A 26,472-nucleotide genomic window follows, 5' to 3' on the forward strand; every position below is an offset into this window, starting at 1 on the left:
CAGCACGGGGCGGCCGTTGCGCATGGCGCCGGTCCAGCCGAACGCGTAGCCGCCCGGCACCAGGTCGCGCAGGCGCCGCACGTAGCCCGAGGGCAGCGGCGTGGCCTCGCCCTGCAAGGCGCGCAGGTGCCAGCGCAGCCAGCTGGCGTAGGTCGAGGGCGTGGTGGCGTACAGGCTGGCCGCACCAGCGCCTCGCGCCAGAGGCGCAGGCTGCCGGCGCCGGTTGCATCGGCGGTGCCGGCTTCGCGCCACGCGCCCGCGATGCCCAGCGGGCGTGCCACCTCCTGCTCGAACAGCGCGTGGTAGTTCTGGCCGCTGGCGCGCTCCAGCATGGTGGCCGCAAGCGCATAGCCCGCATTCGAATACAGGAAGCCGGTGTCGGCCGCGGGCGGTTGCTGCAGCAGCCAGCGGGCAAAGAACAGCCGGCGTCCGCTGTCGCTGGCGAGCTGCGCATCGGGGTGCGCGGGCAGCAGGCCGAGAAAGCGGCGGAACTCTTCCCTTGCCGTGAACGGCGGCAGGCCCGCGCGGTGCGCGAGCAGGTCGTCCAGCGTCGCGCCGCGGTAGGCCGGCAGCATTTCGCGCCGCAGCTCGGGCAGGGCTTCGGCGATGCGGGTGTCCCAGCGGATCAGGCCGCGCTCGACCAGGCGGGCCGCGATCACGGCCGTCATCGCCTTGGCATCGGCGTCGATGGCAAAGAGCGTCTTGCCGCCGGGGCCGTCCGGCCCGGCCGCGCCCAGTTCGTCGCCCGCGGGGGTGACGTGGCCCGCCACCGCGGCGACGACGCCTTGGGCAAGGCCCTGGGCCGCCGCCGAGACGGCGCGCAGGCGCAGCTCGGCGGCCGCCGTCAGCGTGCCGCCGCCGTCGTCGGGGGTGGTTGTCGCCGCACGCGGAAAGCAGTGCGGCGACCAGGAGCATGGCCGGGAGCGCCCGGCGCGAATTGGCGGCGATGAATGTGGTCACGCGGTGCGACTCCGTGAAGTTCCGGGCGGCTGTCGGTGCAATGAGAAGACCGCATTGTTCGACACCCAACCTTTGGGAATGCTTAAGGTTTCGGCGTGGACAATCCGGGCCATGCATCTCCTGCTCATCGAAGACGACCTGGACCTGGGCCGCGCCCTCTCGCAGGCCCTGAAGGCGGAGGGCTTCAGCATCGAATGGCTGCGCCGCATCGCCGACGCGCCGCGCTCCTTCGAGGGCGATGCCTGCGGCTGCGTGCTGCTCGACGTGAGCCTGCCCGACGGCTCGGGCCTGCAGTTGCTGTCGCGCTGGCGCCGCGCGGGGGTGACGGTGCCGATCGTCGTCATCACCGCGCGCTCGGCGCTGGAAGACAGGCTGGCCGGGCTCGACGGCGGCGCCGACGACTACGTGGTCAAGCCCTTTGCCACGCCCGAGCTGGTGGCGCGCATCCACGCCGTGCGCCGGCGCTATGCGCACCAGGCGAGCGACGTGTGGTCGTTCGGCGCGCTCGACATCGAGCCGCGCAGCCACGTGGTCAAGCTCGCGGGCGCCACGCTCGACCTGTCGCCGCGCGAGTTCCAGCTGCTGCTGGAGCTGGCGCGCGAGCCCGGCGCGGTGATCCCGAAGGGCTCGCTGTCGCAGCGGCTCGACCCGCTGGGCGAGCCGGTGGACTTTGGCGCCATCGAGGTGCACGTGTCGAACCTGCGCCGCAAGATCGGCGCCGAGCGCATCAAGACCGTGCGCGGCGTCGGCTACATGCTCGCGGCATGAAGTGGCTGTTTCGCCGCAGCCTGGTGCGGCGCGTGGCGCTGTCGCTGCTGATCGCCTTCACGCTGGCATGGCTCGCCGTGGTCGTGTACCTGTACGTGAGCTTCCGGTTGACCATGCACACCGACTCGGGCGTGGTGCTCCTGGGCCGTGAGCTCAACATCACCCTGGCCGACGTCGAGCGCGAGGACGTCGCCGTGGCGACGATCAAGGCGCTGTCGCGGCAGATCAACGCCATGCGCGCCTCCGAGGCGGAACTGCCCGGCGAGGTGGCCTTCATGCTGCAGGACCATGACGGAAAGCTGCTGTACGCGTCGCCCCAGATCGCCGGCCATGCGCTGCACGGCGAGCCCGGCCGCATGGTCGACGTGGTCCTGAAAGGCCAGCGGTACTGGCTCTACGAAGGGCGCAGCGCGCGGTGGACGGTGTGGGTGGCCGAGCCGAACGGCGGGCTCTCGTGGGTGCTGATGTTCATCGGCAGCTCGCTCTTCATGCCGTTCCTGATCGCGTTCCCCTTCGTGCTGGCGCCGGTGTGGATCGCGGCGGCGCAGGGCCTGAAGCCGCTGCGCATGCTGGGCGAGCGCATCGACACGCGCAGCGCCGAAGACCTGTCGCCGCTGGGCTTCGAGCCGCGCTATGCGGAGCTGGTGCCGCTGGTGAAGGCGCTCGAAGGGCTGCTTGCGCAGTTGCGCGGCAAGGTCGAGCGCGAGCGCTCCTTCGTCAACGACGCGGCGCACGAGCTGCGCACGCCGCTGGCCGTGATCGGCGCGCAGGCCCATGTGCTGGCGCGCTCCAACGACCCGCGCGAGCGCGAAGAGGCCGCGCAGCACCTGACGCATGCCATTGCGCGCGGCTCGCACCTGATCCAGCAGCTGCTGGAGCTGGCGACCATGGACGGCGGAGAGCATCCCCAGACCCAGCGCATCGACGTGGCCGAGCTGATGCGCCGGCACCTCGCGCAAGCCTCGAAGGACGCCGACACGCGGCAGCTGGAACTGGTGCTCGAATCGCCCGACAGCCTGCTGTTCGACCTGCCGGTGCCGCTGTTCGAGTCGGTGCTGCGCAACCTGCTCGACAACGCCGTGAAGTACGTCGAGGTGGGCGGGCAGGTCGTGGTCACGCTGCGGCACGCGGAGGGCGCGCTGGTGCTGTCCGTGGTGGACAGCGGGCCCGGCATTGCCGAAGCCGACCGGGCGCTGGTGTTCGAGCGCTTCCATCGCGGCGCGGACGCATCGACGCAGGGCACGGGCCTGGGGTTGGCGATCGTGCGGCAGGCCTGCCAGCGCATGGGCGGAAGCATCGAGCTGGCGCAGAGCCCCGGCGGGCGCGGGTGTGCGTTCACGGCCGTGATTCCCGGCCGGCTGCTGCCCATGCCGCCGCGCGCGGCGCGCGGCTGAAACAACGACAAGCGGGCAGGCGGGCAGGGGTCTACTTGCGCGCGGGTTCGCGGATGGCGGCGCGCGCCAGCCGCCATGCCGCGAACAGGAACGCCAGCGGCAGCACCACGGTCTGCAGCACGAACAGCGCAATGAGCTTCACGATGCGCTCGGCCCAGTCGGAGGCCGACTTCAGGATCTGGTCGTAGGTCGCCTTCAGGTTGGGCAGCTTCGGCAGCCAGCGCTCGACGCGGTCGCGCCAGCCTTCTTGCGCGGCGGGCGCTTCCTGCGTGGCGTCGACCACGGCGGTGGGCGACTTCTCGATGCCCGACAGCGCGACCTGGTAGTCGTCGGCCATGAAGGCGCGGTACAGGCCCTCGTTCGCCACGGCGGCCAGCGGCACCGCGAAGCGCACCAGCAGCAGGCCGATCAGCGCCGACTGCAGCCAGCGCGGCGAGCTGCCGCGCCGCCAGCGCCAGCCGATCCACAACAGCGCCACGCCGCAGACCAGCACCGACATCAGCTGGTGCGCCCCGATGTTCAGCAGCACCAGCTGAATGCCGAAAGACACGCTGGCCGCGAGCATGACCGACGCGAACTGTTCGATGAGCTCGTTCAGCGGCTTCAGCGCCTGCCCCGGCGCAAAGCTCACGCCGACGCCGCCCGGCGTGGCGTCGACCTGCGTGCCCTGTGCCACCGACACCACCGCGCCCAGCGCGCGCGCCGCGGCAAAAGTGGTCAGCGCGCGCTTGAGCCCGTCGTTGACCTGGGCGCGCGCGGGCGCGTCGATGGGCGCGACCCAGCAGCCGACGATCACCAGCACGGCGATAAGAACGAGGTAGGCGCGTTGCAGCAGAAGGGGCTTGGGCAGGGGCATGGGGGCATTCTCCATGCGGCGCGCCTAGCTTCTGCGCGACCCCGTGGTGGCGCGGGGCTTGCCCGGCGTGCCGGGCAGCAGGTGGTCCAGCGGCAGCGCGGTTTCCGACTTGATCTCGCGCAGCACGATGCTCGAGCGCACGTGCGTCACGCCGGGCAGGCTGAACAGCACCTCGTGCAGGAAACGCTCGTAGTGCTTCATGTCGGGCACCGTCACGTTCAGGATGTAGTCCGCCGGCCCGGTGGCCGACACGCAGCGAATGATCTGCGGGCTCGCGGCCACGGCCTCCTCGAAGCGCTGCACCATCGCCTCGCTGTGGCGGTCGAGGTTCACCTCGGCCACGGCCGACACATGCAGGCCCACCTGCTCGGGGTCGACCAGGGTGGTGTAGCCGCGAATGACGCCGGCGGCCTCCATGTCCTTGATGCGCTTCCAGCAGGGCGTGGGCGAGAGCCCGACGGTCTCGGAAATCTGCTGCACCGTCTGCCGGCCGTCGTGCTGCAGTGCAGAAAGAATCTTGAGGCAATGCTCGTCAAGAGAAACAGAACCGACGTTCATGGCGATTTCCGAGAAGATTATTCTTAAAACAAGGGTCTGCGCTAGTGTATTGAAGAAGCACTTCCGCAGTGTGTCGCAGAACAATTCCCGGCATGAACGCTCCCCACGACATGGCCGCACTCAGACGGCCCGGCTACCAACTCTCCGACAACCTCTGGGCCCCCTCGGGCTCGGTCTTCATCACCGGCACGCAGGCGCTGATCCGCGTGCTGGTGATGCAGGGCCGGCGCGACACGGCGCGCGGCCTGCACACGCAGGGCTTCGTCAGCGGCTACCGCGGCTCGCCGCTGGGCATGGTCGACCAGGCCATCTGGAAGGCCGGCGAGCGCTTCAAGGACACGGGCATACGCTTCGTGCCGGCCGTGAACGAAGAGCTGGCCGCCACGCAGGTGCTGGGCACGCAGCGCGTGGAGTCCGACCCCGAACGCACCGTCGAAGGCGTGTTCGCCATGTGGTACGGCAAGGGCCCGGGCGTCGACCGCGCGGGCGACGCGCTCAAGCACGGCAACGCCTACGGCTCGTCGCCGCACGGCGGCGTGCTGGTGGTGGCGGGCGACGACCACGGCTGCGTGTCGTCGTCGATGCCGCACCAGAGCGACCACGCCTTCATGGCCTGGCGCATGCCGGTCATGCAGCCTTCGTGCGTGGCCGAGTACCTGGAGTTCGGCCTCTACGGCTACGAGCTGTCGCGCTATTCGGGCGCGTGGGTCGGCATGGCTGCGCTGTCCGAGGTGGTCGAGAGCGCCGGCACGGTCGACCTGGACGAGATCAACGCGCGCGTCGAGGCCTGGGAAGACGCCGACACCGTGCGCGGCGCCACCGGCCACCGCGCGCCGGCCGACGGCCTGCACTACCGCTGGCCCGACCTGCCGTCGCTGCGCATCGAGTCGCGGCTCGAAGACAAGCTCGCGGCCGTGGCCGCCTTCACCAAGCGCAACAGCATCGACCGCGACGTGATCGTGAGCGCGCACGCCAAGGTCGGCATCGTCACCTGCGGCAAGGCGCACCACGACCTGATGGAGGTGCTGCGCCGTCTCGAGCTGTCGCCCGAGCAACTGGCGCGCGCCGGCGTGCGGCTCTACAAGATTGGGCTGAGCTTTCCCGTCGAGCAGACGCGCATCAAGGCCTTCGCGCGGGGGCTCGAGGAAATCCTCATCGTCGAAGAGAAAGGCGCCGTGGTCGAGACGCAGCTGCGCGACATCTTCTACAACGCGCCGCCCGACGCGCGCCCCGTGCTCGTGGGCAAGCACGACCGCGAGGGCCAGCCGCTGGTGTCGGCGCTCGGCGAACTGCGGCCGTCGCGGCTCATCGAGCTGGTGGCGCACTGGCTGGCCGTGCACTTCCCCGACAACCACGACCTGGGCGACCACCTGCAGCACGTGCGCGACTTCACGCCGCCCGAGCTGCTGGGCAACGCGAGCGATGCGGTCAAGCGCCTGCCGTACTTCTGCGCGGGCTGCCCGCACAACACCAGCACCAAGGTGCCCGAAGGCTCGACGGCGCGCGCGGGTATCGGCTGCCACTTCATGGCCAACTGGATGGACCGCAGCACGGCGGGGCTGATCCAGATGGGCGGGGAGGGCGTCGACTGGATCTCGCACGCCATGTTCACCAAGACGCCGCACGTGTTCCAGAACCTGGGCGACGGCACGTACTACCACTCGGGCTACCTGGCCATTCGCCAGGCCGTGGCGGCCAAGGCCACGCTGACCTACAAGATTTTGTTCAACGACGCGGTCGCGATGACCGGCGGCCAGCCGGTCGACGGCGTGATCAGCGTGGACGCCATTGCGCGGCAGGTCGAGTCCGAAGGCGTGAGCAAGGTGGTGGTCGTGAGCGACGCCATCGGCAAGTACGACGACATCAAGGGCCGCTTTCCGCAAGGCACCGAGTTCCACGACCGCGCCGCGCTCGACGACGTGCAGCGCCGCCTGCGCGAGATGCAGGGCGTGACCGTGCTCATCTACGAGCAGACCTGCGCGGCCGAGAAGCGCCGCCGCCGCAAGAAGGGCGAGCTGGCCGACCCGCCCAAGCGCCTCTTTATCAACGAGGCGGTGTGCGAGGGCTGCGGCGACTGCACCGTGCAGAGCAACTGCGTGGCCGTGCTGCCGCACGAAACGCCGATGGGCCGCAAGCGCAAGATCGACCAGACCAGCTGCAACAAGGACTATTCCTGCGCCAAGGGCTTCTGCCCCAGCTTCGTGGGCGTGACCGGCGGCAAGCTGCGCCGCAAGAGCGGTGCGCTGGCCGCGGGGCGCGATGCGTTCCTGCACCGCGTGGCCGCGTTGCCGCACCCCGCCGCGCATGCGTGGGCCGCGCCGTACGACCTGCTCGTCACCGGCGTGGGCGGTACCGGCGTGGTGACGGTCGGCGCGGTGATCGCCATGGCCGCGCACCTGGAAGGCAAGTCGGCCAGCGTGCTCGACTTCATGGGCTTCGCGCAGAAGGGCGGCTCGGTGCTGAGCTTCGTGCGGCTTGCCGATTCGCGCGAGCGGCTGAACCAGGTGCGCATCGACACGCAGCAGGCCGACGCGATACTGGCCTGCGACGTGGTGGTGGGCGCGTCGGCCGATGCGCTGCAGACCGTGCGGCACGGGCGCACGCGCGTGCTCGCGAACATCCACGAGATTCCGGTGGCGGAATCGCTGCGCAACCCCGACGCCGATCTGCACGTGGACCTGCTGCTGGAGAAGATGCGCTTCGTGGCCGGCGAAGAACAGGTCGAGACCTTCGATGCGCAGAGCCTGGCGGAAGAGTTCCTGGGCGACACGCTCGCGGCGAACATCGTGGCGACCGGCTATGCATGGCAGCGCGGGCTGGTGCCGCTGAGCCTGGAGGCGCTGATGCATGCGATCGAGCTCAACGGCGTGGCCGTGGCCGCGAACCAGTCGGCGTTCTCGCTGGGACGCTTGGCCGCGGGCGACCCGGCGGCGCTCGACCAGCTGCGCGCGGCGCCGGCCGATGCGCAGTCGGCGCAAGCCGATGAACGCTCCGTGGACCAACTGATCGCCGATGCGCGCCGCCATCTGACCGGCTACCAGAACGCCGCATGGGCCGCGCGCTTCGAGACGCGAATTCGCGGCCTGCAGGCGCGCGAGGCGGCACTACAGGGCGGCGATGCGAGCTTGCCGTTCACGCGCAACGCGGCGCGCAGCCTGCTCAAGCTCATGAGCTACAAGGACGAGTACGAGGTGGCGCGGCTCTACACCGACGGCGCGTTCCTCAAGAAGCTGTCGGAGCAGTTCGAAGGCGAGCTGAAGCTGGAGTTCCACATGGCGCCGCCGGTGGTGGCGCGCGGCGCGCACGGAAAGGCGCCCGCCAAGATCCGTGTCGGCAGCTGGATGCTGCCCGCGATGCGCTGGCTCGCGCACGGCAAGCGGCTGCGCGGCACCGCGTTCGACCCCTTCGGCCGCACCGGCGAACGGCGTGCCGAGCGCGAGCTGATCGTGCATTTCGACGGGCTGTTCGATGCGATGGCGTCGGAGCTGTCGGCCGACAACCAGGCGCTGGCCGCGCGCATCGCGGCGCTGCCGCTGTCGATTCGCGGCTTCGGCCATGTGAAGCTCGGGAACCTGGAAGCCGCGCAGGTGCAGGAGGCGGAGCTGCTGCACCGCTTTGCGCCGGCGCGCTACCCGAAGCCGGCGCGCACGGCGGGCGCGGGGCAGATCCGCGGCATCGCGATCGTGGCCGGCGCGCGGTAGCTGAAGCCGTTCAGCCTACCGCCTTGATGAGCTTGTCGCGCCCTGCCTTCGCGAGCATGGACGCGACCGCGCACGAGGCGAGCCGCGCCGATTCCGAATCGGCGCGGCTCGTGAGGATCACCGGCACCTTCGTGCCCAGCACGATGCCCGCCGCGTAGGCGCCGCCCAGAAAGGTCAGGCTCTTCGCGAGCATGTTGCCCGCGTCCAGGTCGGGCACGATCAGCACGTTGGCGCGGCCCGCCACCTGCGAGGTGATGCCCTTGATGCGCGCGGCCTCGGGGTCGATGGCGTTGTCCATGGCCAGCGGGCCGTCGAGCACCGCACCGGTGATCTGGCCGCGATCGGCCATCTTGCACAGCACGGCGGCGTCGAGCGTGGAGGGCACCTTCGTGTTGACGGTCTCGGTGGCCGACAGCACGGCCACGCGCACCGCCGGCATCTGCAGCGCGTGCGCCAGGTCGATCGCGTTCTGCACGATGTCGACCTTCTCTTCGAGCGTGGGCGCGATGTTGATGGCTGCGTCCGAAATGATCAGCGGCTGCGCATGGCCCGGCACGTCCATCACGAAGCAATGGCTGATGCGGCGCGAGGTGCGCAGGCCGCCTTCGCGGCGCACCACCGCGCCCATGAGCTCGTCGGTGTGCAGGCTGCCCTTCATCAGCGCATCGACCTCGCCGCGCAAGGCCATCGCAACAGCGGCATCGGCGGCCGCGTGGCTGTGCGGGGCGTCGACGATGGTGATGTGCGAAAGGTCGGCGCCGATTTCTTGCGCGGCGGCCTCGATCCTCGCGCGCGGGCCGACGAGCGTGGGGGCAATGAGGCCCAGCGCAGCCGACGCGAGCGCCGCCTCGAGCGACACGGCATTGGCCGGATGAACCACCGCCACGCGCAACGGCGGCAGGCCGCGCGCGGTGGCGATCAGGCGGTCGTAGTGCGGGTGGGCTGCGAGAGACGAAGACGCCATGCGGGCTCCTGGAGATGAATGGGAAGGATGCGTTGCCGCAACGGTACTTGAAAAAAAAGTCGCTCGAAGTGGTTGACGGTGAAGTAAAGACTATTTACAGTCCAACCCACTCGACGCCAACAGGACACACCGTGAACACCGCAACGATCCGCATCTACGACACCTGCCCCGAAACGGGCAACGTGTTCGTGCGCGTCGCATCGCATGCCGGTGTCGCCCTGGGCCTGCTGCCGTCGCTGCAGCAACTGCCGCGGAACCCCAATTCCGTGCCGCAGCCGCAAGCCAACCTGTGGCCGTGCGACAGCGACGATCGAATGCATCCGGGTGGAGTACGCGCATAGGCGCAGGACTCCCAAGCGCTCTTCAAAAGAGGCCCGGACACCGCAAGGTGCCGGGCCTTTTGTTTTTTCTTCTCGACTACCTTCCGACGCAGTGATCGTGCCGCGCGGCACAGGGCCAAGGCCTTGTGAATGCTCTTTTGAACACTCGCACCACATACATCGCCCCGGTGACGCAATTGGTAGACGTGTCCGCCTTAGAAGCGGAATTCTGGGAGTTCGAGTCTCCCCTGGGGCACCAATTTTTCTTGAACGGATTTCTCTGGGTGTACTGTCAATCTGGTAGACGGCCTGCCTTGGAAGCAGGAGGCTGCAGGTTCAAATCCTGCCACCCAGACCAGCATTTCTTGTTCGTCTTTTTTCTTCGCGTGTGTAGCTCAACTGGCAGAGCACTGGACTCCAAACCCAACGGTTGAAGGTTCGAATCCTTCCGCGCGCGCCATCTATTTTTCTTGTCGGCCCTTCGCCGATCTGCGCCATGGCGATGGACTTGCCGGCGCGGATCGCACCGATCAGGCCGATCCGCTTCGGTTCTCCATCCAGCGCACGACGCTGGGTCCATAGCTGCGGGGCGCCTTTGCGTCAACACGCCTCGACAGATCGGCCAGTGTCTGCCTGGCCAGCGCCTCGTGCATGCGTTGCTCGGCTTCCAGCATGACCTCATGTATCGAGCAGACACCCTGCGCGGCCCAGCGCGGTGCGTTGCCGTCGAACACGGCGCAACGCACGCGCACCTCACGGCATTCGAATAGCGGCTTGACGCCGTCGATCGCATGCACGACATCGAGCACGCTGATCTCGGAAGCCGGCTTGGCCAATCGAAACCCGCCGTTCTTGCCTTCGCTTGCAACCGTCAGGCCGGCCTTGCGCAACTTGGTGAAAAGCTTGGCCACGTAGTCGATGGACACGCCCTGCAGATCTGCCAGGTCACGCACGCTGGCGACAGTCACGCCGGTGGGCGGGCCGGAAAGATGAAGCAGGCAATGCAGGCCGTATTCGACGCCAACGCTGATATGACTCAATCGATTCCCCCGTGGTCCGGATGCAGGCTTGCTGGGATCCTGCTTGAAGTCCGTTACTTCTTGTCGATGGAAACCAGGTCTTTGTCGTTGCTGTCCGCGATGAAGATCGCAAGCAGTTTCGCTGGTTCGGTGGTGCTCGCATTGTCGCTCACGGCGTGGTGGGCACCAGGTGCTTCCGTCCAGCTCTCGCCCGCATGAAAGACCTGTTCCTTGCCGTTGTCCAGACGGCTGCGGATCGCGCCCTCGAGAACATAACCCACGACGAAGGCCTTGCCGTGGCGATGCGCCGGCGTCTTGCCGCCCGGCGCATAGCTGACGACCAGCGCGGTCATCGTCTTGCCGGGCACGTTGGCGATGGCATGCGCGAACGCAGGCGAGATGGTTTCGCGCGGCGCCGCAGGTTCGGCGGCAACGGCGCAACCCGCCGCCAGCATGACGGACGCGGCAAGCAATTTCATGGACATCGTCGGTAGATGCTTCATTCGAAGGTCCTTGGTTTTTGAACTACGATTCTATTTGTCCGAGTTTCGATGTCAATCCATGCCCTTGAAGTCCGTCAGCGGATCGCGAAGCGCTTGCTTTTCTTTACTACGACAAATAGAGTCGTAGTAAAGGTTCAGCGCCGATTCGCATCCCGTCGGGAAGGCGCGGGGCGATTCATGGGTTCAACAACGCTGGAGTATTGAGATGACAAAACGCATTCTGGTTATTGGTGCCGGTTTCGCTGGCATGTGGAGCGCATTGGGCGCGGCGCGCCTGCTCGACCAGGCTGGAAAGGCCGACGGCTCGGTCGAGATCGTGCTGGTGGCTCCCGAGCCTGCGCTGCACATCCGCCCGCGCTTCTACGAGCCGCCCGTGGACGCCATGAAGGCGCCCTTGACCGACGTGCTCAACGCCGTGGGCGTTCGGTTCCAGCAGGGCCGGGTGACGCAGATCCGTACCGGCAAGAAAGAAGTCGACTTCGTCACCGCCGAAGGGGTCGGCGAGACGCTCTCGTATGACCGACTCGTGCTGGCCGCGGGCAGCAGGGTTGCGCTGCCTCCGGTGCCGGGCTTGCGCGAGCACGGGCTGAGCGTCGACCAGTTCGACGAGGCGGTGCAACTCGACGCGCACCTGAAGAACCTGGCCGCGCTTCCCTCGACACCTGCCCGCAATACCGTGGTGGTGGTCGGGGGCGGCTTCACCGGCATCGAGACCGCCGCCGAGATGCCCGCGCGAATGAGGCAGGCGCTGGGCGCCGCTGCGGACGTGCGCGTCGTGGTCATCGAGCGCGAGCAGGCGATCGGCCCCGAACTCGGCGCCGGCCCGCGGCCGGTGATCGAGCATGCGCTGAAAGAGCAGGGCGTCACGTTGAAACTCGGTACTTCCGTGGAGTGCGTCGACGCCGAAGGATTGCTCACGTCGAGCGGCGAGCGCATCGATGCGCTCACCGTCATCTGGACCGGCGGCCTGCGCGCCACCGCGCTGACCGAGCAGATTCCCGGCACGCGCGATGCCGTGGGCCGTCTGCACGTGGACCGCAACCTGCATGTGCTCGGTGTCGAGCATGTCCTGGCAACCGGAGACGCGGCGTTGGCCGCCACGGACGACGACGGCAACTTCGCCATGATGTCCTGCCAGCACGCCATGGCGCTGGGTCGTTCGGCCGGCCACAACGTGGCCGCCGACCTGCTCGGCCTGCCGCAGATCGCGTACAGCCAGCCCAAGTACGTGACCTGCCTGGACCTCGGCCCGTGGGGCGCGGTGTACACCGAAGGCTGGAACCGCGAGGTCAAGATGGAAGGCGCGCAGGCCAAGGCGCTCAAGCACCAGATCAACACCGAGTGGATCTACCCGCCGGCGGGTGGACGCGCCGAGATCCTGCTGGCGGCCGACCCGCAGCGCGTGGTTGTTGCCTGAGGCCGTTGGGCTGGCGCGCATGCGCCAGGCAAACGCAACCCGAGCGCAGTCGAAAGGCCATCGGTAGATAGCCCGATAACACCTTTGCGTTCGCGCGGCGCAAGATGCGTATCCTGAAAATACCCAGGAGACAACGTGGGAGAACTTCTTTCTCTCCTGCGCTTTAGCGCCGGATCCGGCCATATCTGGCTGGACGAACAGCGCATGCTGTTGATGCACGCGCGGGCGCTGGCCGAACTTCGCAAGGAGCTGCTCAATTCGCTAGGCATCGAGAGGGCACGCGGCCTGCTCGTGCGCATGGGTTTCGCATCGGGCGTGCGCGACGGCGAAGTGGCGGTACGCGAACGCCGCGCGGGCATGCGCGCCGAAGATGCCTTCATGCTCGGGCCGCGCCTGCACTCCATCGAGGGCATCGCCTCGGTGGAGAAGACGCACCTCGAACTCGACATCGCCACCAAGCATTTCCACGGTGAGTTCCTGTGGACCAACTCGTGGGAGTGCGACGCGCACGTGGCCGACTTCGGCTACGGCGAAGACCCGCAGTGCTGGTCGCAGATCGGCTATGCGTCGGGCTACACCACCGCCTTCATGGGGCGCTTCGTGGTGTTCAAGGAGGTCGAGTGCACCAGCATGGGCGACAGCCGCTGCCGCATCGTGGGCCACCCGGCCGAGGAGTGGCAGGACGAGCACTACCTGGAGTATTTCCGCCCCCATCACGTGGCCGAGAACCTGATCGAGTTCAACCTCGGCCTGCAGCACATCCGCCGCCTGCAGCCGCGCCGCGAGTACGACCAGAAGCTGGTGGGCGTGTCACCGGGCTTTCGCGCCGCCTTCGACCTGATGCGCAGCGCGGTGGACAGCGCCATCACCGTGTTGCTGCTCGGCGAGACCGGCGTGGGCAAGGAGGTGTTCGCGCGTTGGTTGCACGACAACGGCCCGCGCGCCAAGCAGCCCTTCATCGCGGTGAACTGCGCGGCCATTCCGGCCGAGTTGATGGAGGCCGAGCTGTTCGGCGTGGAGAAAGGGGCCTACACCGGTGCCCACCACGCGCGCGCCGGCCGCTTCGAGCGGGCGCACGGCGGCACGCTCTTCCTGGACGAAGTAGGCGACCTGCCGCTGGCCGCGCAGGTCAAGCTGCTGCGCGTGCTGCAGACCGGCGAGGTCGAGCGACTGGGCGCCGAGCAACCCATCAAGGTGGACGTGCGCATCGTGGCGGCCACCAACGTCAACCTCCAGCAGGCCTTGCAGGCGGGGCGTTTTCGCAGCGACCTGTTCTACCGGCTCAACACTTTTCCCATCTCGATTCCGCCGCTGCGCGAGCGCACCGCCGACATCCCGGCACTGGTGGCCCGCTTCGTGGAGAAGTACAGCGCGCTCTACGGCAAGAAGCTGCGCGGCCTGACCGACAAAGCCGCGCGCGACATCCAGAAGCATGCCTGGCCCGGCAACATCCGCGAACTGGAGAACGTGATCGAGCGCGCCGTGCTGCTGGCGCCCGACCTCGGCGACATCGAAGCCAGCCACCTGTGGATGCAACCGCCAGGCGCGCCCGCCGACAGCCGCATCGACGCGAAGGGACAGATCAGCAGCGCCCCCGAGACCGGGGCCGATGGCAGCGAGCTCGACGCGCTGTGCCACCGCGTGCTCGAGCAGGGCATCGACATTGCCTCGCTGGAGACCCGGCTCATGCAGACCGCGATGCAGCGCGCCAAGGGCAATCTCTCGCATGCCGCGCGCCTCCTGGGCATCACCCGGCCGCAGCTGGCCTACCGGCTCAAGAGGGAAGGCCTGCCGCCGTCCTGAGCGGTGGCGGTTTTTCACCATTTGATCAAGCTGCACTGCAGCAAATGATCAAACGAGCATCCGGGACTTCCCGGTGCTTTGGCTTCGCAGGCGCAGCGAGCCCATGTAAATCAATCACTTAGCCGCGCTGGCACGCCCGTTGCCCTTATGAGGCCGGGCGGCGCCTTTGCCGTTCACCCCTTGATGGATTGAACAAGTGATTTCCTCGATACCGCCAGAGCACCGCAGCGGCAGCGCTGCACAGATGACCGGCCAGCCGTGTTTCGTGCGCGTCACCGGCACGCGGGCCGCGCGCTTCGTGGAGTTCGAGTTCGCCATCGGCGACCCCGAACTCGCGGTCGAGCTGGTGCTGCAGTTCGACCAGTTCCGCGAGTTCTGCACGCGCCACCAGGTGCGCCACCTGACGACCGAGGAGGGCGCCCGGCTCGACTTCGAACGCATGAAGTGGCGCTTCGGCGCGCCCGGCATCGACCACTGAAAACCCCCCGAGAAAACCCAAGGAGACCATCCCGTGCAAGTCGAAATCAAGACCTCCGACATCCGGCCCATCCGCCAGACCTTCTCGCACGTGGCGCGGCGGCTCGGCGACAAGCCGGCCTCGCGCTACCAGGAAGCCACGCTGGACATGCAGCCCACCGCCAACTTCCACTACCGCCCGCTGTGGGAGCCGCAGCATGAGCTGTACGACAAGCGCCGCACGGCCATCGTCATGGCCGATTGGTACAGCTTCAAAGACCCGCGCCACTATTACTACGGCGTCTACACCATCACGCGCGCCCGCCAGCAGGAGGGCGCCGACCGGCAATTCGAGTTTGCCGACAAGCGCCAGCTGCTGGCGCAGGCGGACGCCGCCACCCGCGAGTCGCTGCAGCAATTGCTGGTGCCGCTGCGTCACTACGAGTGGGGCGCCAACATGAACCACAGCTACTGCTGTGGCTACGGCTACGGCACGGCCATCACCCAGCCCTTCATCTTCGCGGCGATGGACCGGCTGGGCATTGCCCAGTACCTCTCGCGCATCGGCCTGCAACTGGACGGCAATTCGGGCCGCGCGCTCGACGCCGGCAAAGAGGCGTGGATGACGCTCCCCGCCTGGCAGGAGGTGCGCCGGCTGATGGAGAACCTCTTCGTCACCAAGGACTGGTTCGAGGTGTTCGTGGCGCAGAACCTGGTGTTCGACGGTCTGCTGTACCCCCTGGTGTACCGCCACTACGTGAACGCCAGGAGCGACGCCACCGGCAATGCGCTGGCCATGCTCACCGAATTCATGAACGACTGGTTCGACGAGAACGTGCGCTGGGTCGACGCCACGCTGAAGACCGCGGCCGAGGAGTCGCCGGCCAACGCCGAACAGCTGGCGCACTGGTATGCGAGCTGGCGCGGCCAGGTCGTCGAGGCCCTTGGTCCGCTGGCAACGCTGGCGCTGGGCAACGAGGGTGCGCAGCTGCTGCAGACCTTGCGCACGGCGCTCGACACGCGCGTCGCGCGCCTGGGCATCGCGGCCTGACCCCTCACCCGATTCGAGAAACCAAGGAGACCCCATGACAACCGCCACCGCAGAACTGTCCCGCCCGCCCGTCTTCATCGCGCTGCAGACCGGCGAGGCCGCGCGCGCCATCGTCGCGGCCATCCTGGCCGACAACCCGAAGGCCACGCTCACCGAATACCCCGCGATGGTGAAGATCGATGCGCCCGGCCGGCTGGTGATCCGCCGCGAGTCGGTCGAGTCGGAGGTCGGCCGCCGCTGGGACCTGCAGGAGCTGCACCTCAGCCTGATCTCGCTCTCCGGAAGCATCGAGGAGACCGACGACGAATTCACCCTCCACTGGGGCGCCTGAGCGCCCGCACAAGCCAAGGACAACGCCATGACACAACAAGCAGCAGCAAGTACCCCCGCCAAGCGCCTCGGTCTGAAGGAGCGCTACGCAATGATGACGCGCGGCCTCGGCTGGGAGACCTCCTACCAGTCGATGGACGACGTGTTTCCCTTCGACAAGTTCGAGGGCATCAAGATCCACGACTGGGACAAGTGGGAAGACCCGTTCCGCCTCACCATGGACGCCTACTGGAAGTTCCAGGGCGAGAAGGAGAAGAAGCTCTACGCCATCATCGACGCGTTCCAGCAGAACAACGGCCAGTTCAACATCAGCGACCCGCGCTACCTGAACACCCTCAAGCTGTTCCTCACGGGCGTGTCGCCGCTGGAATATGCGGCGCACCGCGGCTACGCGATGGCCGGGCGGTCGTTTCGCGGCGTCGGCGCGCGCGTGGCCTGCCAGATGCAGTCGATCGACGAGCTGCGCCACGCGCAGACGCAGTTCCACACCATCAGCCACTTCAACAAGTACTTCAACGGCATGCACGACCCGCAGCACATGCACGACCGTGTGTGGTACCTGTCGGTGCCCAAGAGCTACTTCGAGGACGCGATGAGCGCGGGGCCGTTCGAGTTCATCACGGCCATCTCGTTCTCGTTCGAATACGTGCTCACCAACCTGCTGTTCATGCCCTTCATGAGCGGTGCCGCCTACAACGGCGACATGGCCACCGTCACCTTCGGCTTCTCGGCGCAGAGCGACGAGTCGCGCCACATGACGCTGGGCCTGGAGGTGGTGAAGTTCATCCTCGAGCAGGACCCTGCCAACGTGCCCATCGTGCAGAAGTGGGTCGACAAGTGGTTCTGGCGCGGCTACCGGCTGCTCGCGCTGGTGTCCATGATGATGGACTACATGCTGCCCAAGCGCGTGATGAGCTGGTCGGAAGCCTGGGAGATGTATTTCGAGAAGAACGGCGGCGCGCTGTTCGAAGACCTCTCGCGCTACGGCATCCGCATGCCCAAGTACCACGAGGTCGCAGCCAAGGAAAAAAGCCGCCTCTCGCACGAGGTGTGGGCCACCTTCAACAACTACGGCCACGCGGCCAACATCAACGTGTGGGCGCCGCGGCCCGACGAGATGGAGTGGCTCGCCGAAAAGTACCCCGACACCTTCGACACCCTGTACCGCCCGCGCTTCGAGTGGCTGGCCGAACAGGAGAGGCAGGGCAAGCGCTGGTTCAACAACACGCTGCCCATGCTGTGCCAGACCTGCCAGATCCCGATGGTCTTCACCGAGCCCGACGACCCCACGAAGATCTGCTACCGAGAAAGCACCTACCACGGCATGAAGCACCACTTCTGTTCCGACGGCTGCAAGGACATCTTCGACGGCGAGCCCGAGAAGTACGTGCAGGCCTGGCTGCCGGTGCACCAGATCTACCAGGGCAACTGCTTCCCCGAGGGCACCGACCCGACGGCGGAAGGCTTCAACCCGCTGGCCGCGGTGCTCGACTACTACCACATCGAGGCGGGCGCGGACAACGGCGAGTTCAACACCTCGCCGGACAAGGCGAACTGGGAACGCTGGACCGGCCAGCACCTGCCGAGCCAGCCCAAGGCCGCCTGATCTTCATCCACCCCTTGCGCCCGCCGTGCAGATCGCACGGCGCGGGCGGAGCACATCCCGAATCAAGGAGACCCACATGTCTGTTGTTGCACTCGCTCCCGGCTACACCGGCACCGTCGCGGACAGCGAAGACCGCTTCCATGGCAACCGCCTGCTGTACATCGGCTGGGAAGACCACCTCTTGTTCTGTTCCCCCGTCTGCCTGCCGCTGCCCGCGGCCATGCCCTTCGGCGCGCTGCTGAGCGACGTTCTGCCCGGCGTGTACGGCAGCCACCCCGACTTCGAAAAGATCGACTGGGCCGCCACCCAGTGGTTCGATTCCGGCAAGCCCTTCACGCCCGATGCGGCCAAGTCGTTGGCCGACAACGGGCTGGTGCACAAGTCGGCAATCCGCTTTCGCACACCCGGCCTGAACGGCATCAAGGGCTCGTCGAGCTGAAGGCCCGGCTGTATCAAGGAGCAATGCCATGAGCTTCCAGATCATGATCGAGCCGCTCGGCCAGGCCGTTGCCGCGCAGGAGGGCCAGACGGTGCTCGACGCCTGCCTGCGCGCCGGCGTATGGCTGCCGCATGCCTGCGGCCACGGCGTGTGCGGCACGTGCAAGGTGCAGGTGCTCGAAGGCGAGTTCGAGCACGGCGACGCCTCCAACTTCGCGCTGATGGACTTCGAGCGCGACGAGGGCAAGATCCTCGCGTGCTGCGCCATGGCGCAGGCCGACCTGGTCATCGAGGCCGAGATCGACGAAGACCCCGACGCGCAGTTCCTGCCGCTCGCGGACTTTCATGCCGAGCTGGTCGAGGCGCGCATGCTCACGCCCACCATCCGCGGCCTGTGGCTGCGCACCGACCGGCCGGCCTCGTTCCAGGCCGGGCAGTACGTGATGCTGCACGTGCCCGGCGTGGACGGCGCGCGCGCCTTCTCGATCGCCAATGCGCCAGGGGCGGATCTCATCGAGCTGCACGTTCGCCGCGTGCCGCAGGGCCGCGCCACCGGCTGGCTCCACGACGAATTGCAGGCGGGCGAGCGCCTGCGCTTCACCGCGCCCAACGGCCGCTTCTTCGTGCGCAAGTCGGCGCAACTGCCCATGATCTTCGTGGCCGGCGGCTCGGGGCTGTCGAGCCCGAAGTCGATGGTGCTCGACCTGCTGGCCGAAGGCTGCACGTTGCCGATCACGCTGGTGCAGGGCGCGCGCAACGCCGGCGAGCTGTACTACCGCGAGCTGTTCGAGGAACTCGCCGAGCGGCACCCCAACTTCACCTATCTGCCGGTGTTGTCGGACCTTGCCGACTCGCCCGAGGGTTCCGACTGGACCGGCGCGCGCGGCTACGCCCACGAGGCGCTCAAGGCCCATTTCGCCAACGACTTCCGCGGCCACAAGGCCTACCTGTGCGGACCGCCGCCGATGACCGAGGCCTGCATCGCCACGCTGATGCAGGGCCGCCTCTTCGAGCGCGACATCTACACCGAGAAGTTCTTCACCGCGGCCGACGCCGCTTCGGCCGCGCCGCGCAGCCCGCTCTTCAAGGCGCTGTGACATGGAAGCCCCCATGAGCTTTTCCGTGGCCATCGGCAACACGCAGGAGCGCTACCCCTGCCGCACCGACCAGACCCTGCTGGGCGGCATGGAGCAACTCGGCCGCAAGGGCATTCCCGTCGGCTGCCGCGGCGGCGGCTGCGGCGTGTGCAAGGTGCGCATCGAGTCGGGCGCCGTGCGCCGCGAGCGCATGAGCCGCAGCCACGTCAGCGTTGCCGAAGAGGCACAGGGCTACGTGCTGGCCTGCCGCGCCTATCCGCAGAGCGATCTGCAGCTGCAGGCCGTCGCCGCATTGGCGCGCTGCCTGGAGCGCCGTCTTTCACCCCGTTCCCCCACCACCAACTGACCCCACCCGAAGGAGACTCACCATGGCACTCACAGGCGTTTTGCGTCCCGGACACGTGCAACTGCGCGTACTGGACATGGCTGCCGCCATCCGGCACTACACCCAGGTCATCGGCCTGATCGAAACCGCGCGCGATGCGCAGGGCCGCGTCTATCTCAAGGCCTGGGACGAGCACGACCACCACAGCGTGGTGCTGCGCGAGGCCGACCAGGCCGGCATGGACTTCATGGGCTTCCGGGTCGATTCGCCGGCCACGCTGGAGAAGCTCGCCGCCGACCTCAAGGCCAGCGGCCTGGCCGGCGACATGCAGTGGATCGATGCCGGCGAGCACCTGCGCACCGGCAAGCGCTTTCGCTTCACCGTGCCCACCGGCCATTCGATCGAGCTGTTCGCCGAGAAAGAAAAGGTCGGCAACGGCATGCCCTACGAAAACCCCGAGATCTACCCCGAAGACCTCAAGGGCATGGCGCCTTCGCGCTTCGACCATTGCCTGCTGTACGGCGACGACCTGGACGGCACCATGAAGCTCTTCACCGAAGTGCTCGGCTTCGAGCTGGCCGAGAGCGTGGTGGCCGGACCCGAGCGCATGTACATCGCGGCCTTTCTTTCATGCTCGACCAAGCCGCACGACATCGCCTTCATCCGCCATCCGGAGAAGAACAAGTTCCACCATGCCTCGTTCCTGCTGGACAACTGGGGCGAGGTGCTGAAGGCGGCGGACATCATCTCCAGGAAGCGCGTGTCGCTGGACATCGGCCCCACGCGGCACGGCATCACCCGCGGCGAAACCATCTACTTCTTCGACCCGAGCGGCAACCGCAACGAGGTGTTCTCCGGCGGCTATGTGTTCTATCCGGACAAGCCGCCGCTGGTGTGGACCGACGACGAACTCGGGCGCGCGATCTTCTATCACGACCGCAAGCTCAACGAGAACTTCCTGAGCGTGCTGACCTGAGGAGCGGGCGATGAAGCAGTTCATGAACTTCATCGGCGGCGAGTTCGTCGCCACCTCGAAGACCTTCGAGAACCGGGCGCCGGTCGACAACCGGCTGATCGGCCAGGTGCACGAGGCCGGCGCGGCCGAGGTCGACGCCGCCGTGCGCGCGGCCCGCGCGGCGCTGGACGGCGAATGGGGCCGCATGAGCGTGGCGCGCCGCGTGGAGCTGCTGCATGCGGTGGCCGACGAGATCAACCGGCGCTTCGACGACTTTCTCCAGGCCGAGATGGCCGACACCGGCAAGCCCCATGCGCTGGCCTCGCACGTGGACATTCCGCGCGGCGCGGCCAATTTCAAGGTGTTTGCCGACATCGTGAAGAACGTGCCCACCGAGAGCTTCGAGATGGCCACGCCCGACGGCGGGCAGGCCGTCAACTACGCGGTGCGCTCGCCGCTGGGCGTCATCGGCGTGGTGTGCCCATGGAACCTGCCGCTGCTCCTGATGACCTGGAAGGTCGGTCCCGCGCTGGCCTGCGGCAACACCGTGATCGTGAAGCCTTCGGAAGAAACCCCGGCCACCGCCACGCTGCTCGGCGAGGTGATGAACGCCGTGGGCATTCCGCCGGGCGTCTACAACGTGGTGCACGGCTTCGGCCCCGATTCGGCGGGCGAGTTCCTCACGAGGCATCCTGGCGTGAACGGCATCACATTCACCGGCGAGACCCGCACCGGCGAGGCCATCATGGCGGCGGCCGCCAAGGGCGTGCGACCTGTGTCCTTCGAGCTGGGCGGCAAGAACGCGGGGCTGGTGTTCGCCGATGCCGACTTCGACAAGGCGGTGGCCGGCATCGCGCGTTCGGCCTTCGAGAACTGCGGCCAGGTGTGCCTGGGCACCGAGCGGGTCTACGTGCAGCGTCCCATCTTCGAGAAGTTCGTCGCGGCGCTGAAGCTCAAGGCGGAGGCGATGAAGCCCGGACCTTCGGAGGAGGCCGGCGTGGGCATCGGTCCGCTGATCTCGCGCGAACACCAGCAGAAGGTGCTGTCGTACTACCGCAAGGCGGTGGAGGCGGGCGCCACCGTGGTCACCGGCGGCGGCGTGCCACAGATGAAAGGCGCGCTGGCCGAAGGCCATTGGGTGCAGCCCACCATCTGGACCGGCCTGCCCGAGACGGCCGCGGTGATCCGCGAGGAGATCTTCGGCCCGTGCTGCCACATCGCGCCCTTCGACACCGAGGAAGAAGCCGTCGCGCTGGCCAACGCCACCGACTACGGGCTGGCCACCACCGTGTGGACCCAGAACCTGGGCACCGCGCACCGCGTGGCCAGGCAGGTCGAGGTGGGCATCTGCTGGGTCAACAGCTGGTTCCTGCGCGACCTGCGCACCGCATTCGGCGGGGCCAAGGCCTCGGGCATCGGCCGCGAAGGCGGGGTGCACTCGCTGGAGTTCTACACGGAACTGCGCAATGTGTGCATCAAGCTGTGAGGACCGTGCCGTGAACAACCCCGAGATCGCCCGCAGCGTGCGCACCGGCGCCTTCGACACCAACGTGCACGACATGGGGCAGGGCGCGCCGGTGCTCCTCATGCACGGCTCCGGCCCGGGCGTGAGCGCGTGGGCCAACTGGCGGCTGGTGTTGCCGGTGCTCGCGAAGACGTGCCGCGTGGTCGCGCCCGACATGGCCGGCTTCGGCTACACACAGCGCGTGCCCGGCGCGGCCTACAGCATGGACGCATGGGTGCGGCAGGCGCTCGACCTGCTCGATGCGCTGGACATCGAGCGCGCCGACGTGGTCGGCAATTCCTTCGGCGGCGCGTTGGCCCTGGCACTGGCCATCCGTGCACCGCACCGCGTGCGCCGGCTGGTGCTGATGGGCAGCGTCGGCGTGCCCTTCGACATCACGCCGGGGCTGGACGCGGTATGGGGCTACACGCCGTCGTTCGAGAACATGCGCCGCATCATGGACGTGTTCGCCTTCGACCGGGCGCTGGTCACCGACGAGCTGGCGCGGTTGCGCTACGAGGCCAGCATGCGGCCGGGCTTCCAGGAGTCGTTCGGCGCGATGTTCCCCGCGCCGCGCCAGCGCTGGGTCGACGCCATGGCCAGCCCCGAGGCCGCGATTCGCGCGCTGCCGCACGAAACGCTGCTGATCCACGGCCGCGAAGACCAGGTCATTCCGCTGGCCACCTCGCTCACGCTGGCGCAGTGGATTTCCCGCAGCCAGCTGCACGTGTTCGGCCGCTGCGGCCACTGGACGCAGATCGAGCACAGCGCGCGCTTCGCCCGCCTGGTGGGCGACTTCCTGGCCGAGACCGATCCACCGATTCACTGAAGAAAAAGCAAACCCATGGACACCACTCTCATCCACCAACTCGGCGACGAGCTGTACGGCGCGCTGCGCGGGCGCAGCGCGGTCGAGCCGCTCACCAGCCGCCACGAAGGCATCACCATCGCCGACGCGTACGGCGTGCAGCAACGCATGATCGCGCGCCGCACCGAGGCCGGCGAGCGCATCGTCGGCAAGAAGATCGGCGTGACTTCGCGCGCGGTGATGAACATGCTCGGCGTCTACCAACCCGACTTCGGCTATCTGCTCGACGGCATGATCGTCGGCGAGGGCGAGAGCATCGACAGCAGCACTCTCATCCAACCCAAGGCCGAGGGCGAGATCGCCTTCATCCTCAAGCGCGACCTGATGGGCCCCGGCATCGGCAACGCCGACGTGCTGGCGGCCACCGAATGCGTGATGCCGTGCTTCGAGATCGTCGACTCGCGCATCCGCGACTGGAAGATCAAGATCGCCGACACGGTGGCCGACAACGCCTCCTGCGGCGTCTTCGTGCTGGGCGACAGCGCGGTGGACCCGCGCCGCATCGATCTCTCCACCTGCGGCATGGTGCTCGAGAAGAACGGCGAAATCATCGCCACCGGCGCAGGGGCCGCGGCGCTCGGCTCGCCCGTCAACGCCGTGGCCTGGCTGGCCAACACGTTGGGGGCGCTGGGCATCGGCCTGAAGGCCGGCGAGGTGATTCTTTCGGGCGCGCTCGCGGCCATGTTCCCCGCCAAGGCCGGCGACAACTTCCGCGTCTCCATTGGCGGATTGGGCGATTGCTCGGTCCGCTTTCACTGAAGAAAAGGAAAACTTCCCATGACGAAAAAGATCAGGTGCGCACTGATCGGGCCGGGCAACATCGGCACCGACCTGCTCGCCAAGCTGCAGCGCAGCCCCGTGCTGGAGCCTGTGTGGATGGTGGGCATCGACCCCGAGTCGGACGGCTTGAAGCGGGCAAGGGAAATGGGGCTCAAGACCACGGCCGAGGGCGTGGACGGCCTCCTGCCGCACGTGCAGGCCGACGGCGTGCAGATCGCGTTCGACGCCACCAGCGCCTACGTGCATGCCGAAAACAGTGCCAGGCTCAATGCGCTCGGCGTGCTGATGATCGACCTCACGCCGGCGGCCATCGGCCCGTTCTGCGTGCCGCCCGTCAACCTGAAGGACCTGATGGCGCGGCCGGGAGAGCGGCCCGTGAACGTCAACATGGTCACCTGCGGCGGGCAGGCCACCATTCCGATGGTGGCGGCCGTCTCGCGCGTGCAGCCCGTGGCCTACGGCGAGATCGTTGCCACGGTGTCCAGCCGCTCGGTGGGGCCGGGCACGCGCCGCAACATCGACGAGTTCACCCGCACCACGGCCGGTGCGGTCGAGCGCGTGGGCGGCGCCGCCAAGGGCAAGGCGATCATCATCGTCAACCCGGCCGAGCCGCCGCTGATCATGCGCGACACCGTGCACTGCCTGACCGAGGACACGCCCGACGAGGCGCGCATCACCGCCTCGGTGCACGAGATGCTCGCCGAGGTGCGCAGGTACGTGCCGGGCTACAGGCTGGTGAACGGCCCGGTGTTCGACGGCAAGCGGGTGTCGATCTACCTGGAGGTCGAAGGCCTGGGCGACTACCTGCCCAAGTACGCCGGCAACCTCGACATCATGACCGCCGCCGCCGCGCGCACCGCCGAGATGTTCGCCGAGGCAATGCTCGCCTCCGCCCCGCCGATCGAAGCCCTCGTGGCATAGGAACCACCCCATGACCCCAACGAACCTGAAGGGCCGCCGCGTCACCGTGCACGACATGACGCTGCGCGACGGCATGCACCCCAAGCGCCACCTGATGACGCTCGAACAGATGGCCAGCATTGCCACCGGCCTGGACGAGGCCGGCGTGCCGCTCATCGAAGTGACGCACGGCGACGGGCTGGGCGGCAGCTCGGTCAACTATGGCTTTCCGGCCCACACCGACGAGCAGTACCTGGGCACCGTCGTTCCGCTGATGAAGCAGGCCAAGGTGTCGGCGCTGCTCATTCCCGGCATCGGCACCGTCGACCACCTGCGCATGGCGCACGGCCTGGGCGTGCACACCGTGCGCGTGGCCACGCATTGCACCGAGGCCGACGTGTCCGAGCAGCACATCGCCATGGCACGCAAGCTCGGCATGGACACCGTGGGATTCCTCATGATGGCCCACATGGCTTCGCCGCAGACGCTGGTGAGCCAGGCACTGCTGATGGAAGGCTACGGCGCCAACTGCATCTACGTGACCGATTCGGCCGGCTACATGCTGCCCGACGACGTGACGGCGCGCATCGGCGCCGTGCGCGCCGCGCTCAAGCCCGAGACCGAACTGGGCTTTCACGGGCACCACAACCTCGCCATGGGCGTGGCGAACTCGATCGCGGCGGTGGCCGCGGGCGCGAACCGCATCGACGCCGCCGCCGCGGGCCTGGGCGCCGGCGCGGGCAACACGCCGATGGAAGTGTTCGTCGCCGTGTGCGAGCGCATGGGCATCGAGACCGGTGTGGACGTGTTCCGCATCCAGGACGTGGCCGAAGACCGCGTGGTGCCCATCATGGACCACGTGATCCGCGTGGACCGCGACTCGCTCACGCTCGGCTACGCGGGCGTGTACTCCAGCTTCCTGCTGTTCGCCAAGCGGGCCGGGGCGAAATACGGCGTGCCGGCGCGCGAGATCCTGGTGGAACTCGGGCGGCGCGGCATGGTCGGCGGGCAGGAAGACATGATCGAAGACACGGCCATCACGCTGGCCCGCAGGCGAACCAGCGGCCACGCGGCCGCACAGGAGACACACGCATGAAGCTCGACGCCGCCACCATCGCCGCTCTCGCGCAGCACCTGGAAACCTGCGAGCTCGAGGCGCGCGACACCCCCAAGATCACCGACGAATATCCGCACATGGATTGGGATGACGCCTACGCCATCCAGAACGAGATCCGTCGCCGCAAGCTCGAACGGGGCCACCGCATCATCGGCCTGAAGGCCGGGCTCACCTCGCACGCCAAGATGAAGCAGATGGGCGTGACCACGCCGGTCTTCGGCTTCATGGCCGACAACTTCGCGGTGCCCGAGGGCGGCGAATGCCGGGTGAGCGAGCTGATCCACCCCAAGGTGGAACCCGAGATCGCCTTCGTGACGAAGCGCGCGCTCAAGGGGCCGGGCTGCCACATCGGCGCCGTGCTCGCGGCCACCGACTTCGTGCTTCCCGGCATCGAGGTGATCGACAGCCGCTACCGCGACTTCAAGTTCGACCTGAAGAGCGTGGTGGCCGACAACACCTCGGCCTCGCGCTTCGTGGTCGGCGGGCGCGCCGTGTCCGCCGGCGAACTCGACCTGCGCACCACCGGCATCGTGCTGGAGAAGAACGGCGAGCCCGTGGCCTTCGGCGCCGGTGCTGCCGTGCTGGGCCATCCGGCCGCGGCCATCGCGATGCTGGCCAATCACCTGGGCGCGCGCGGCGAGGAGATCCCGGCCGGCACGCTCATCCTGTCGGGCGGCATCACCGAGGCGGTGGCCGTGAAGGCGGGGGATTCGGTCACGCTCAAGGTGCAGGGCATGGGCAGCGTCGGGCTGCGCTTCGTCTGACGAACTGAAGAACGAAAG

The 26,472-nt window shown here is 67.9% G+C and carries 25 protein-coding genes, 3 tRNA genes and 1 pseudogene; 23 read left to right on the forward strand and 6 right to left on the reverse strand.

The window, feature by feature from the left end:
* Window positions 1–770 (reverse strand): serine hydrolase (locus BMG07_RS15020; RefSeq protein ID WP_198085247.1); only part of this gene is annotated, 770 nt, incomplete at its 3' end.
* Between the two features lie 301 nt (window positions 771–1,071).
* On the opposite strand from BMG07_RS15020, the gene BMG07_RS15025 reads away from it, so the two are divergent.
* Entirely contained in the window at window positions 1,072–1,728 is a 657-nt protein-coding gene (locus BMG07_RS15025) for a response regulator transcription factor (RefSeq protein ID WP_198085248.1), read from the forward strand.
* A complete protein-coding gene (locus BMG07_RS15030; protein WP_198085249.1) occupies window positions 1,725–3,122 on the forward strand; it encodes an ATP-binding protein in 1,398 nt (465 codons plus the stop codon). The genes BMG07_RS15025 and BMG07_RS15030 overlap by 4 nt, the downstream gene beginning before the upstream one ends.
* Window positions 3,123–3,153: 31 nt before the next feature.
* Here BMG07_RS15030 and BMG07_RS15035 read toward each other — a convergent pair whose 3' ends face one another.
* Both BMG07_RS15035 and BMG07_RS15040 read right to left on the reverse strand, forming a co-directional pair.
* Entirely contained in the window at window positions 3,154–3,978 is an 825-nt protein-coding gene (locus BMG07_RS15035) for a hypothetical protein (protein WP_198085250.1), read from the reverse strand.
* Window positions 3,979–4,002: 24 nt separating this feature from the next.
* A complete protein-coding gene (locus BMG07_RS15040; RefSeq protein WP_198085251.1) occupies window positions 4,003–4,536 on the reverse strand; it encodes an Lrp/AsnC family transcriptional regulator in 534 nt (177 codons plus the stop codon).
* A gap of 92 nt (window positions 4,537–4,628) precedes the next feature.
* Here BMG07_RS15040 and BMG07_RS15045 point away from each other — a divergent pair, with 92 nt between their 5' ends.
* The gene (locus BMG07_RS15045; RefSeq protein ID WP_198085252.1) at window positions 4,629–8,237 is read left to right on the forward strand and encodes an indolepyruvate ferredoxin oxidoreductase family protein; all 3,609 of its coding nucleotides are present in this window, start codon (window positions 4,629–4,631) and stop codon (window positions 8,235–8,237) included.
* Window positions 8,238–8,247: 10 nt separating this feature from the next.
* On the opposite strand, the pseudogene BMG07_RS15050 reads toward BMG07_RS15045, so the two are convergent.
* A pseudogene (locus BMG07_RS15050) lies at window positions 8,248–9,267 on the reverse strand (phosphate acetyltransferase); the annotation flags it as partial.
* Window positions 9,268–9,332: 65 nt separating this feature from the next.
* Here BMG07_RS15050 and BMG07_RS15055 point away from each other — a divergent pair.
* The 4 genes from BMG07_RS15055 to BMG07_RS15070 all read left to right on the forward strand — a co-directional run bounded on the left by BMG07_RS15055 (window position 9,333) and on the right by BMG07_RS15070 (window position 9,981).
* Window positions 9,333–9,542 carry a hypothetical protein gene (locus tag BMG07_RS15055; RefSeq protein WP_198085254.1) on the forward strand — a complete coding sequence of 70 codons (210 nt, stop codon included), beginning with the start codon at window positions 9,333–9,335 and terminating at the stop codon, window positions 9,540–9,542.
* A 161-nt stretch (window positions 9,543–9,703) separates the two neighbouring features.
* A tRNA-Leu gene (locus BMG07_RS15060) sits at window positions 9,704–9,780 on the forward strand.
* Between the two features lie 21 nt (window positions 9,781–9,801).
* Window positions 9,802–9,879, forward strand: a tRNA-Pro gene (locus tag BMG07_RS15065).
* 26 nt (window positions 9,880–9,905) lie between these two features.
* Window positions 9,906–9,981 (forward strand) — tRNA-Trp (locus BMG07_RS15070).
* 70 nt (window positions 9,982–10,051) lie between these two features.
* Here BMG07_RS15070 and BMG07_RS15075 read toward each other — a convergent pair.
* Both BMG07_RS15075 and BMG07_RS15080 read right to left on the reverse strand, forming a co-directional pair.
* Window positions 10,052–10,561 carry an Rrf2 family transcriptional regulator gene (locus tag BMG07_RS15075; RefSeq protein ID WP_198085255.1) on the reverse strand — a complete coding sequence of 170 codons (510 nt, stop codon included), beginning with the start codon at window positions 10,559–10,561 and terminating at the stop codon, window positions 10,052–10,054.
* 53 nt (window positions 10,562–10,614) lie between these two features.
* Window positions 10,615–10,995: a cupin domain-containing protein gene (locus BMG07_RS15080; protein WP_269759005.1), complete on the reverse strand. Its 381-nt coding sequence runs from the start codon at window positions 10,993–10,995 to the stop codon at window positions 10,615–10,617.
* 253 nt (window positions 10,996–11,248) lie between these two features.
* Here BMG07_RS15080 and BMG07_RS15085 point away from each other — a divergent pair, with 253 nt between their 5' ends.
* The 16 genes from BMG07_RS15085 to dmpH all read left to right on the forward strand — a co-directional run bounded on the left by BMG07_RS15085 (window position 11,249) and on the right by dmpH (window position 26,454).
* Entirely contained in the window at window positions 11,249–12,460 is a 1,212-nt protein-coding gene (locus tag BMG07_RS15085; RefSeq protein ID WP_198085256.1) for an NAD(P)/FAD-dependent oxidoreductase, read from the forward strand.
* A 204-nt stretch (window positions 12,461–12,664) separates the two neighbouring features.
* Window positions 12,665–14,263, forward strand: coding sequence for a sigma 54-interacting transcriptional regulator (locus BMG07_RS15090; protein WP_374221282.1), 1,599 nt, complete (start codon window positions 12,665–12,667; stop codon window positions 14,261–14,263).
* A gap of 196 nt (window positions 14,264–14,459) precedes the next feature.
* Window positions 14,460–14,741: a phenol hydroxylase subunit gene (locus BMG07_RS15095; protein WP_307866970.1), complete on the forward strand. Its 282-nt coding sequence runs from the start codon at window positions 14,460–14,462 to the stop codon at window positions 14,739–14,741.
* 33 nt (window positions 14,742–14,774) lie between these two features.
* Entirely contained in the window at window positions 14,775–15,770 is a 996-nt protein-coding gene (locus BMG07_RS15100) for an aromatic/alkene monooxygenase hydroxylase subunit beta (protein ID WP_198085258.1), read from the forward strand.
* A 34-nt stretch (window positions 15,771–15,804) separates the two neighbouring features.
* Window positions 15,805–16,101, forward strand: a complete 297-nt coding sequence (locus BMG07_RS15105; protein WP_198085259.1) for an MmoB/DmpM family protein — start codon at window positions 15,805–15,807, stop codon at window positions 16,099–16,101.
* 27 nt (window positions 16,102–16,128) lie between these two features.
* Window positions 16,129–17,706 carry an aromatic/alkene/methane monooxygenase hydroxylase/oxygenase subunit alpha gene (locus BMG07_RS15110; RefSeq protein ID WP_198085260.1) on the forward strand — a complete coding sequence of 526 codons (1,578 nt, stop codon included), beginning with the start codon at window positions 16,129–16,131 and terminating at the stop codon, window positions 17,704–17,706.
* A 76-nt stretch (window positions 17,707–17,782) separates the two neighbouring features.
* Entirely contained in the window at window positions 17,783–18,145 is a 363-nt protein-coding gene (locus BMG07_RS15115) for a phenol hydroxylase subunit P4 (RefSeq protein WP_198085261.1), read from the forward strand.
* 28 nt (window positions 18,146–18,173) lie between these two features.
* A complete protein-coding gene (locus BMG07_RS15120; RefSeq protein ID WP_198085262.1) occupies window positions 18,174–19,241 on the forward strand; it encodes an NADH:ubiquinone reductase (Na(+)-transporting) subunit F in 1,068 nt (355 codons plus the stop codon).
* A gap of 13 nt (window positions 19,242–19,254) precedes the next feature.
* Window positions 19,255–19,587: a 2Fe-2S iron-sulfur cluster binding domain-containing protein gene (locus BMG07_RS15125; protein ID WP_198085263.1), complete on the forward strand. Its 333-nt coding sequence runs from the start codon at window positions 19,255–19,257 to the stop codon at window positions 19,585–19,587.
* Between the two features lie 22 nt (window positions 19,588–19,609).
* Window positions 19,610–20,542 carry a catechol 2,3-dioxygenase gene (locus BMG07_RS15130; RefSeq protein WP_198085264.1) on the forward strand — a complete coding sequence of 311 codons (933 nt, stop codon included), beginning with the start codon at window positions 19,610–19,612 and terminating at the stop codon, window positions 20,540–20,542.
* 10 nt (window positions 20,543–20,552) lie between these two features.
* Window positions 20,553–22,007: a 2-hydroxymuconic semialdehyde dehydrogenase gene (locus BMG07_RS15135; protein ID WP_198085265.1), complete on the forward strand. Its 1,455-nt coding sequence runs from the start codon at window positions 20,553–20,555 to the stop codon at window positions 22,005–22,007.
* Window positions 21,988–22,854 (forward strand): alpha/beta fold hydrolase, encoded by an 867-nt coding sequence (locus BMG07_RS15140; RefSeq protein WP_198085266.1) that lies wholly within the window; start codon window positions 21,988–21,990, stop codon window positions 22,852–22,854. The genes BMG07_RS15135 and BMG07_RS15140 overlap by 20 nt, the downstream gene beginning before the upstream one ends.
* Before the next feature lie 15 nt (window positions 22,855–22,869).
* Window positions 22,870–23,652, forward strand: a complete 783-nt coding sequence (gene dmpE / locus BMG07_RS15145; RefSeq protein WP_198085267.1) for a 2-oxopent-4-enoate hydratase — start codon at window positions 22,870–22,872, stop codon at window positions 23,650–23,652.
* Window positions 23,653–23,670: 18 nt separating this feature from the next.
* A complete protein-coding gene (locus BMG07_RS15150) occupies window positions 23,671–24,594 on the forward strand; it encodes an acetaldehyde dehydrogenase (acetylating) (protein WP_198085268.1) in 924 nt (307 codons plus the stop codon).
* Between the two features lie 10 nt (window positions 24,595–24,604).
* Window positions 24,605–25,669, forward strand: a complete 1,065-nt coding sequence (dmpG, locus tag BMG07_RS15155; RefSeq protein ID WP_198085269.1) for a 4-hydroxy-2-oxovalerate aldolase — start codon at window positions 24,605–24,607, stop codon at window positions 25,667–25,669.
* Window positions 25,666–26,454, forward strand: coding sequence for a 2-oxo-3-hexenedioate decarboxylase (gene dmpH / locus BMG07_RS15160; protein WP_198085270.1), 789 nt, complete (start codon window positions 25,666–25,668; stop codon window positions 26,452–26,454). Before dmpG ends, dmpH begins: the two co-directional genes overlap by 4 nt.
* Window positions 26,455–26,472: the final 18 nt, after the last annotated feature.

The sequence above is a fragment of the Variovorax sp. E3 genome (assembly GCF_016082275.1).
In the GTDB taxonomy this organism is placed as follows: domain Bacteria; phylum Pseudomonadota; class Gammaproteobacteria; order Burkholderiales; family Burkholderiaceae_C; genus Variovorax.

Coding starts and splice junctions, on each gene's coding strand:
- BMG07_RS15025 (WP_198085248.1), top strand. CDS start 1,072: ATGCATCTCCTGCTCATCGAAGACGACCTGGACCTGGGCCGCGCCCTC.
- BMG07_RS15030 (WP_198085249.1), top strand. CDS start 1,725: ATGAAGTGGCTGTTTCGCCGCAGCCTGGTGCGGCGCGTGGCGCTGTCG.
- BMG07_RS15035 (WP_198085250.1), bottom strand. CDS start 3,978: ATGCCCCTGCCCAAGCCCCTTCTGCTGCAACGCGCCTACCTCGTTCTT.
- BMG07_RS15040 (WP_198085251.1), bottom strand. CDS start 4,536: ATGAACGTCGGTTCTGTTTCTCTTGACGAGCATTGCCTCAAGATTCTT.
- BMG07_RS15045 (WP_198085252.1), top strand. CDS start 4,629: ATGAACGCTCCCCACGACATGGCCGCACTCAGACGGCCCGGCTACCAA.
- BMG07_RS15080 (WP_269759005.1), bottom strand. CDS start 10,995: ATGCTGGCGGCGGGTTGCGCCGTTGCCGCCGAACCTGCGGCGCCGCGC.
- BMG07_RS15085 (WP_198085256.1), top strand. CDS start 11,249: ATGACAAAACGCATTCTGGTTATTGGTGCCGGTTTCGCTGGCATGTGG.
- BMG07_RS15090 (WP_374221282.1), top strand. CDS start 12,665: ATGCTGTTGATGCACGCGCGGGCGCTGGCCGAACTTCGCAAGGAGCTG.
- BMG07_RS15105 (WP_198085259.1), top strand. CDS start 15,805: ATGACAACCGCCACCGCAGAACTGTCCCGCCCGCCCGTCTTCATCGCG.
- BMG07_RS15110 (WP_198085260.1), top strand. CDS start 16,129: ATGACACAACAAGCAGCAGCAAGTACCCCCGCCAAGCGCCTCGGTCTG.
- BMG07_RS15115 (WP_198085261.1), top strand. CDS start 17,783: ATGTCTGTTGTTGCACTCGCTCCCGGCTACACCGGCACCGTCGCGGAC.
- BMG07_RS15120 (WP_198085262.1), top strand. CDS start 18,174: ATGAGCTTCCAGATCATGATCGAGCCGCTCGGCCAGGCCGTTGCCGCG.
- BMG07_RS15125 (WP_198085263.1), top strand. CDS start 19,255: ATGAGCTTTTCCGTGGCCATCGGCAACACGCAGGAGCGCTACCCCTGC.
- BMG07_RS15130 (WP_198085264.1), top strand. CDS start 19,610: ATGGCACTCACAGGCGTTTTGCGTCCCGGACACGTGCAACTGCGCGTA.
- BMG07_RS15135 (WP_198085265.1), top strand. CDS start 20,553: ATGAAGCAGTTCATGAACTTCATCGGCGGCGAGTTCGTCGCCACCTCG.
- BMG07_RS15140 (WP_198085266.1), top strand. CDS start 21,988: ATGTGTGCATCAAGCTGTGAGGACCGTGCCGTGAACAACCCCGAGATC.
- dmpE (WP_198085267.1), top strand. CDS start 22,870: ATGGACACCACTCTCATCCACCAACTCGGCGACGAGCTGTACGGCGCG.
- BMG07_RS15150 (WP_198085268.1), top strand. CDS start 23,671: ATGACGAAAAAGATCAGGTGCGCACTGATCGGGCCGGGCAACATCGGC.
- dmpG (WP_198085269.1), top strand. CDS start 24,605: ATGACCCCAACGAACCTGAAGGGCCGCCGCGTCACCGTGCACGACATG.
- dmpH (WP_198085270.1), top strand. CDS start 25,666: ATGAAGCTCGACGCCGCCACCATCGCCGCTCTCGCGCAGCACCTGGAA.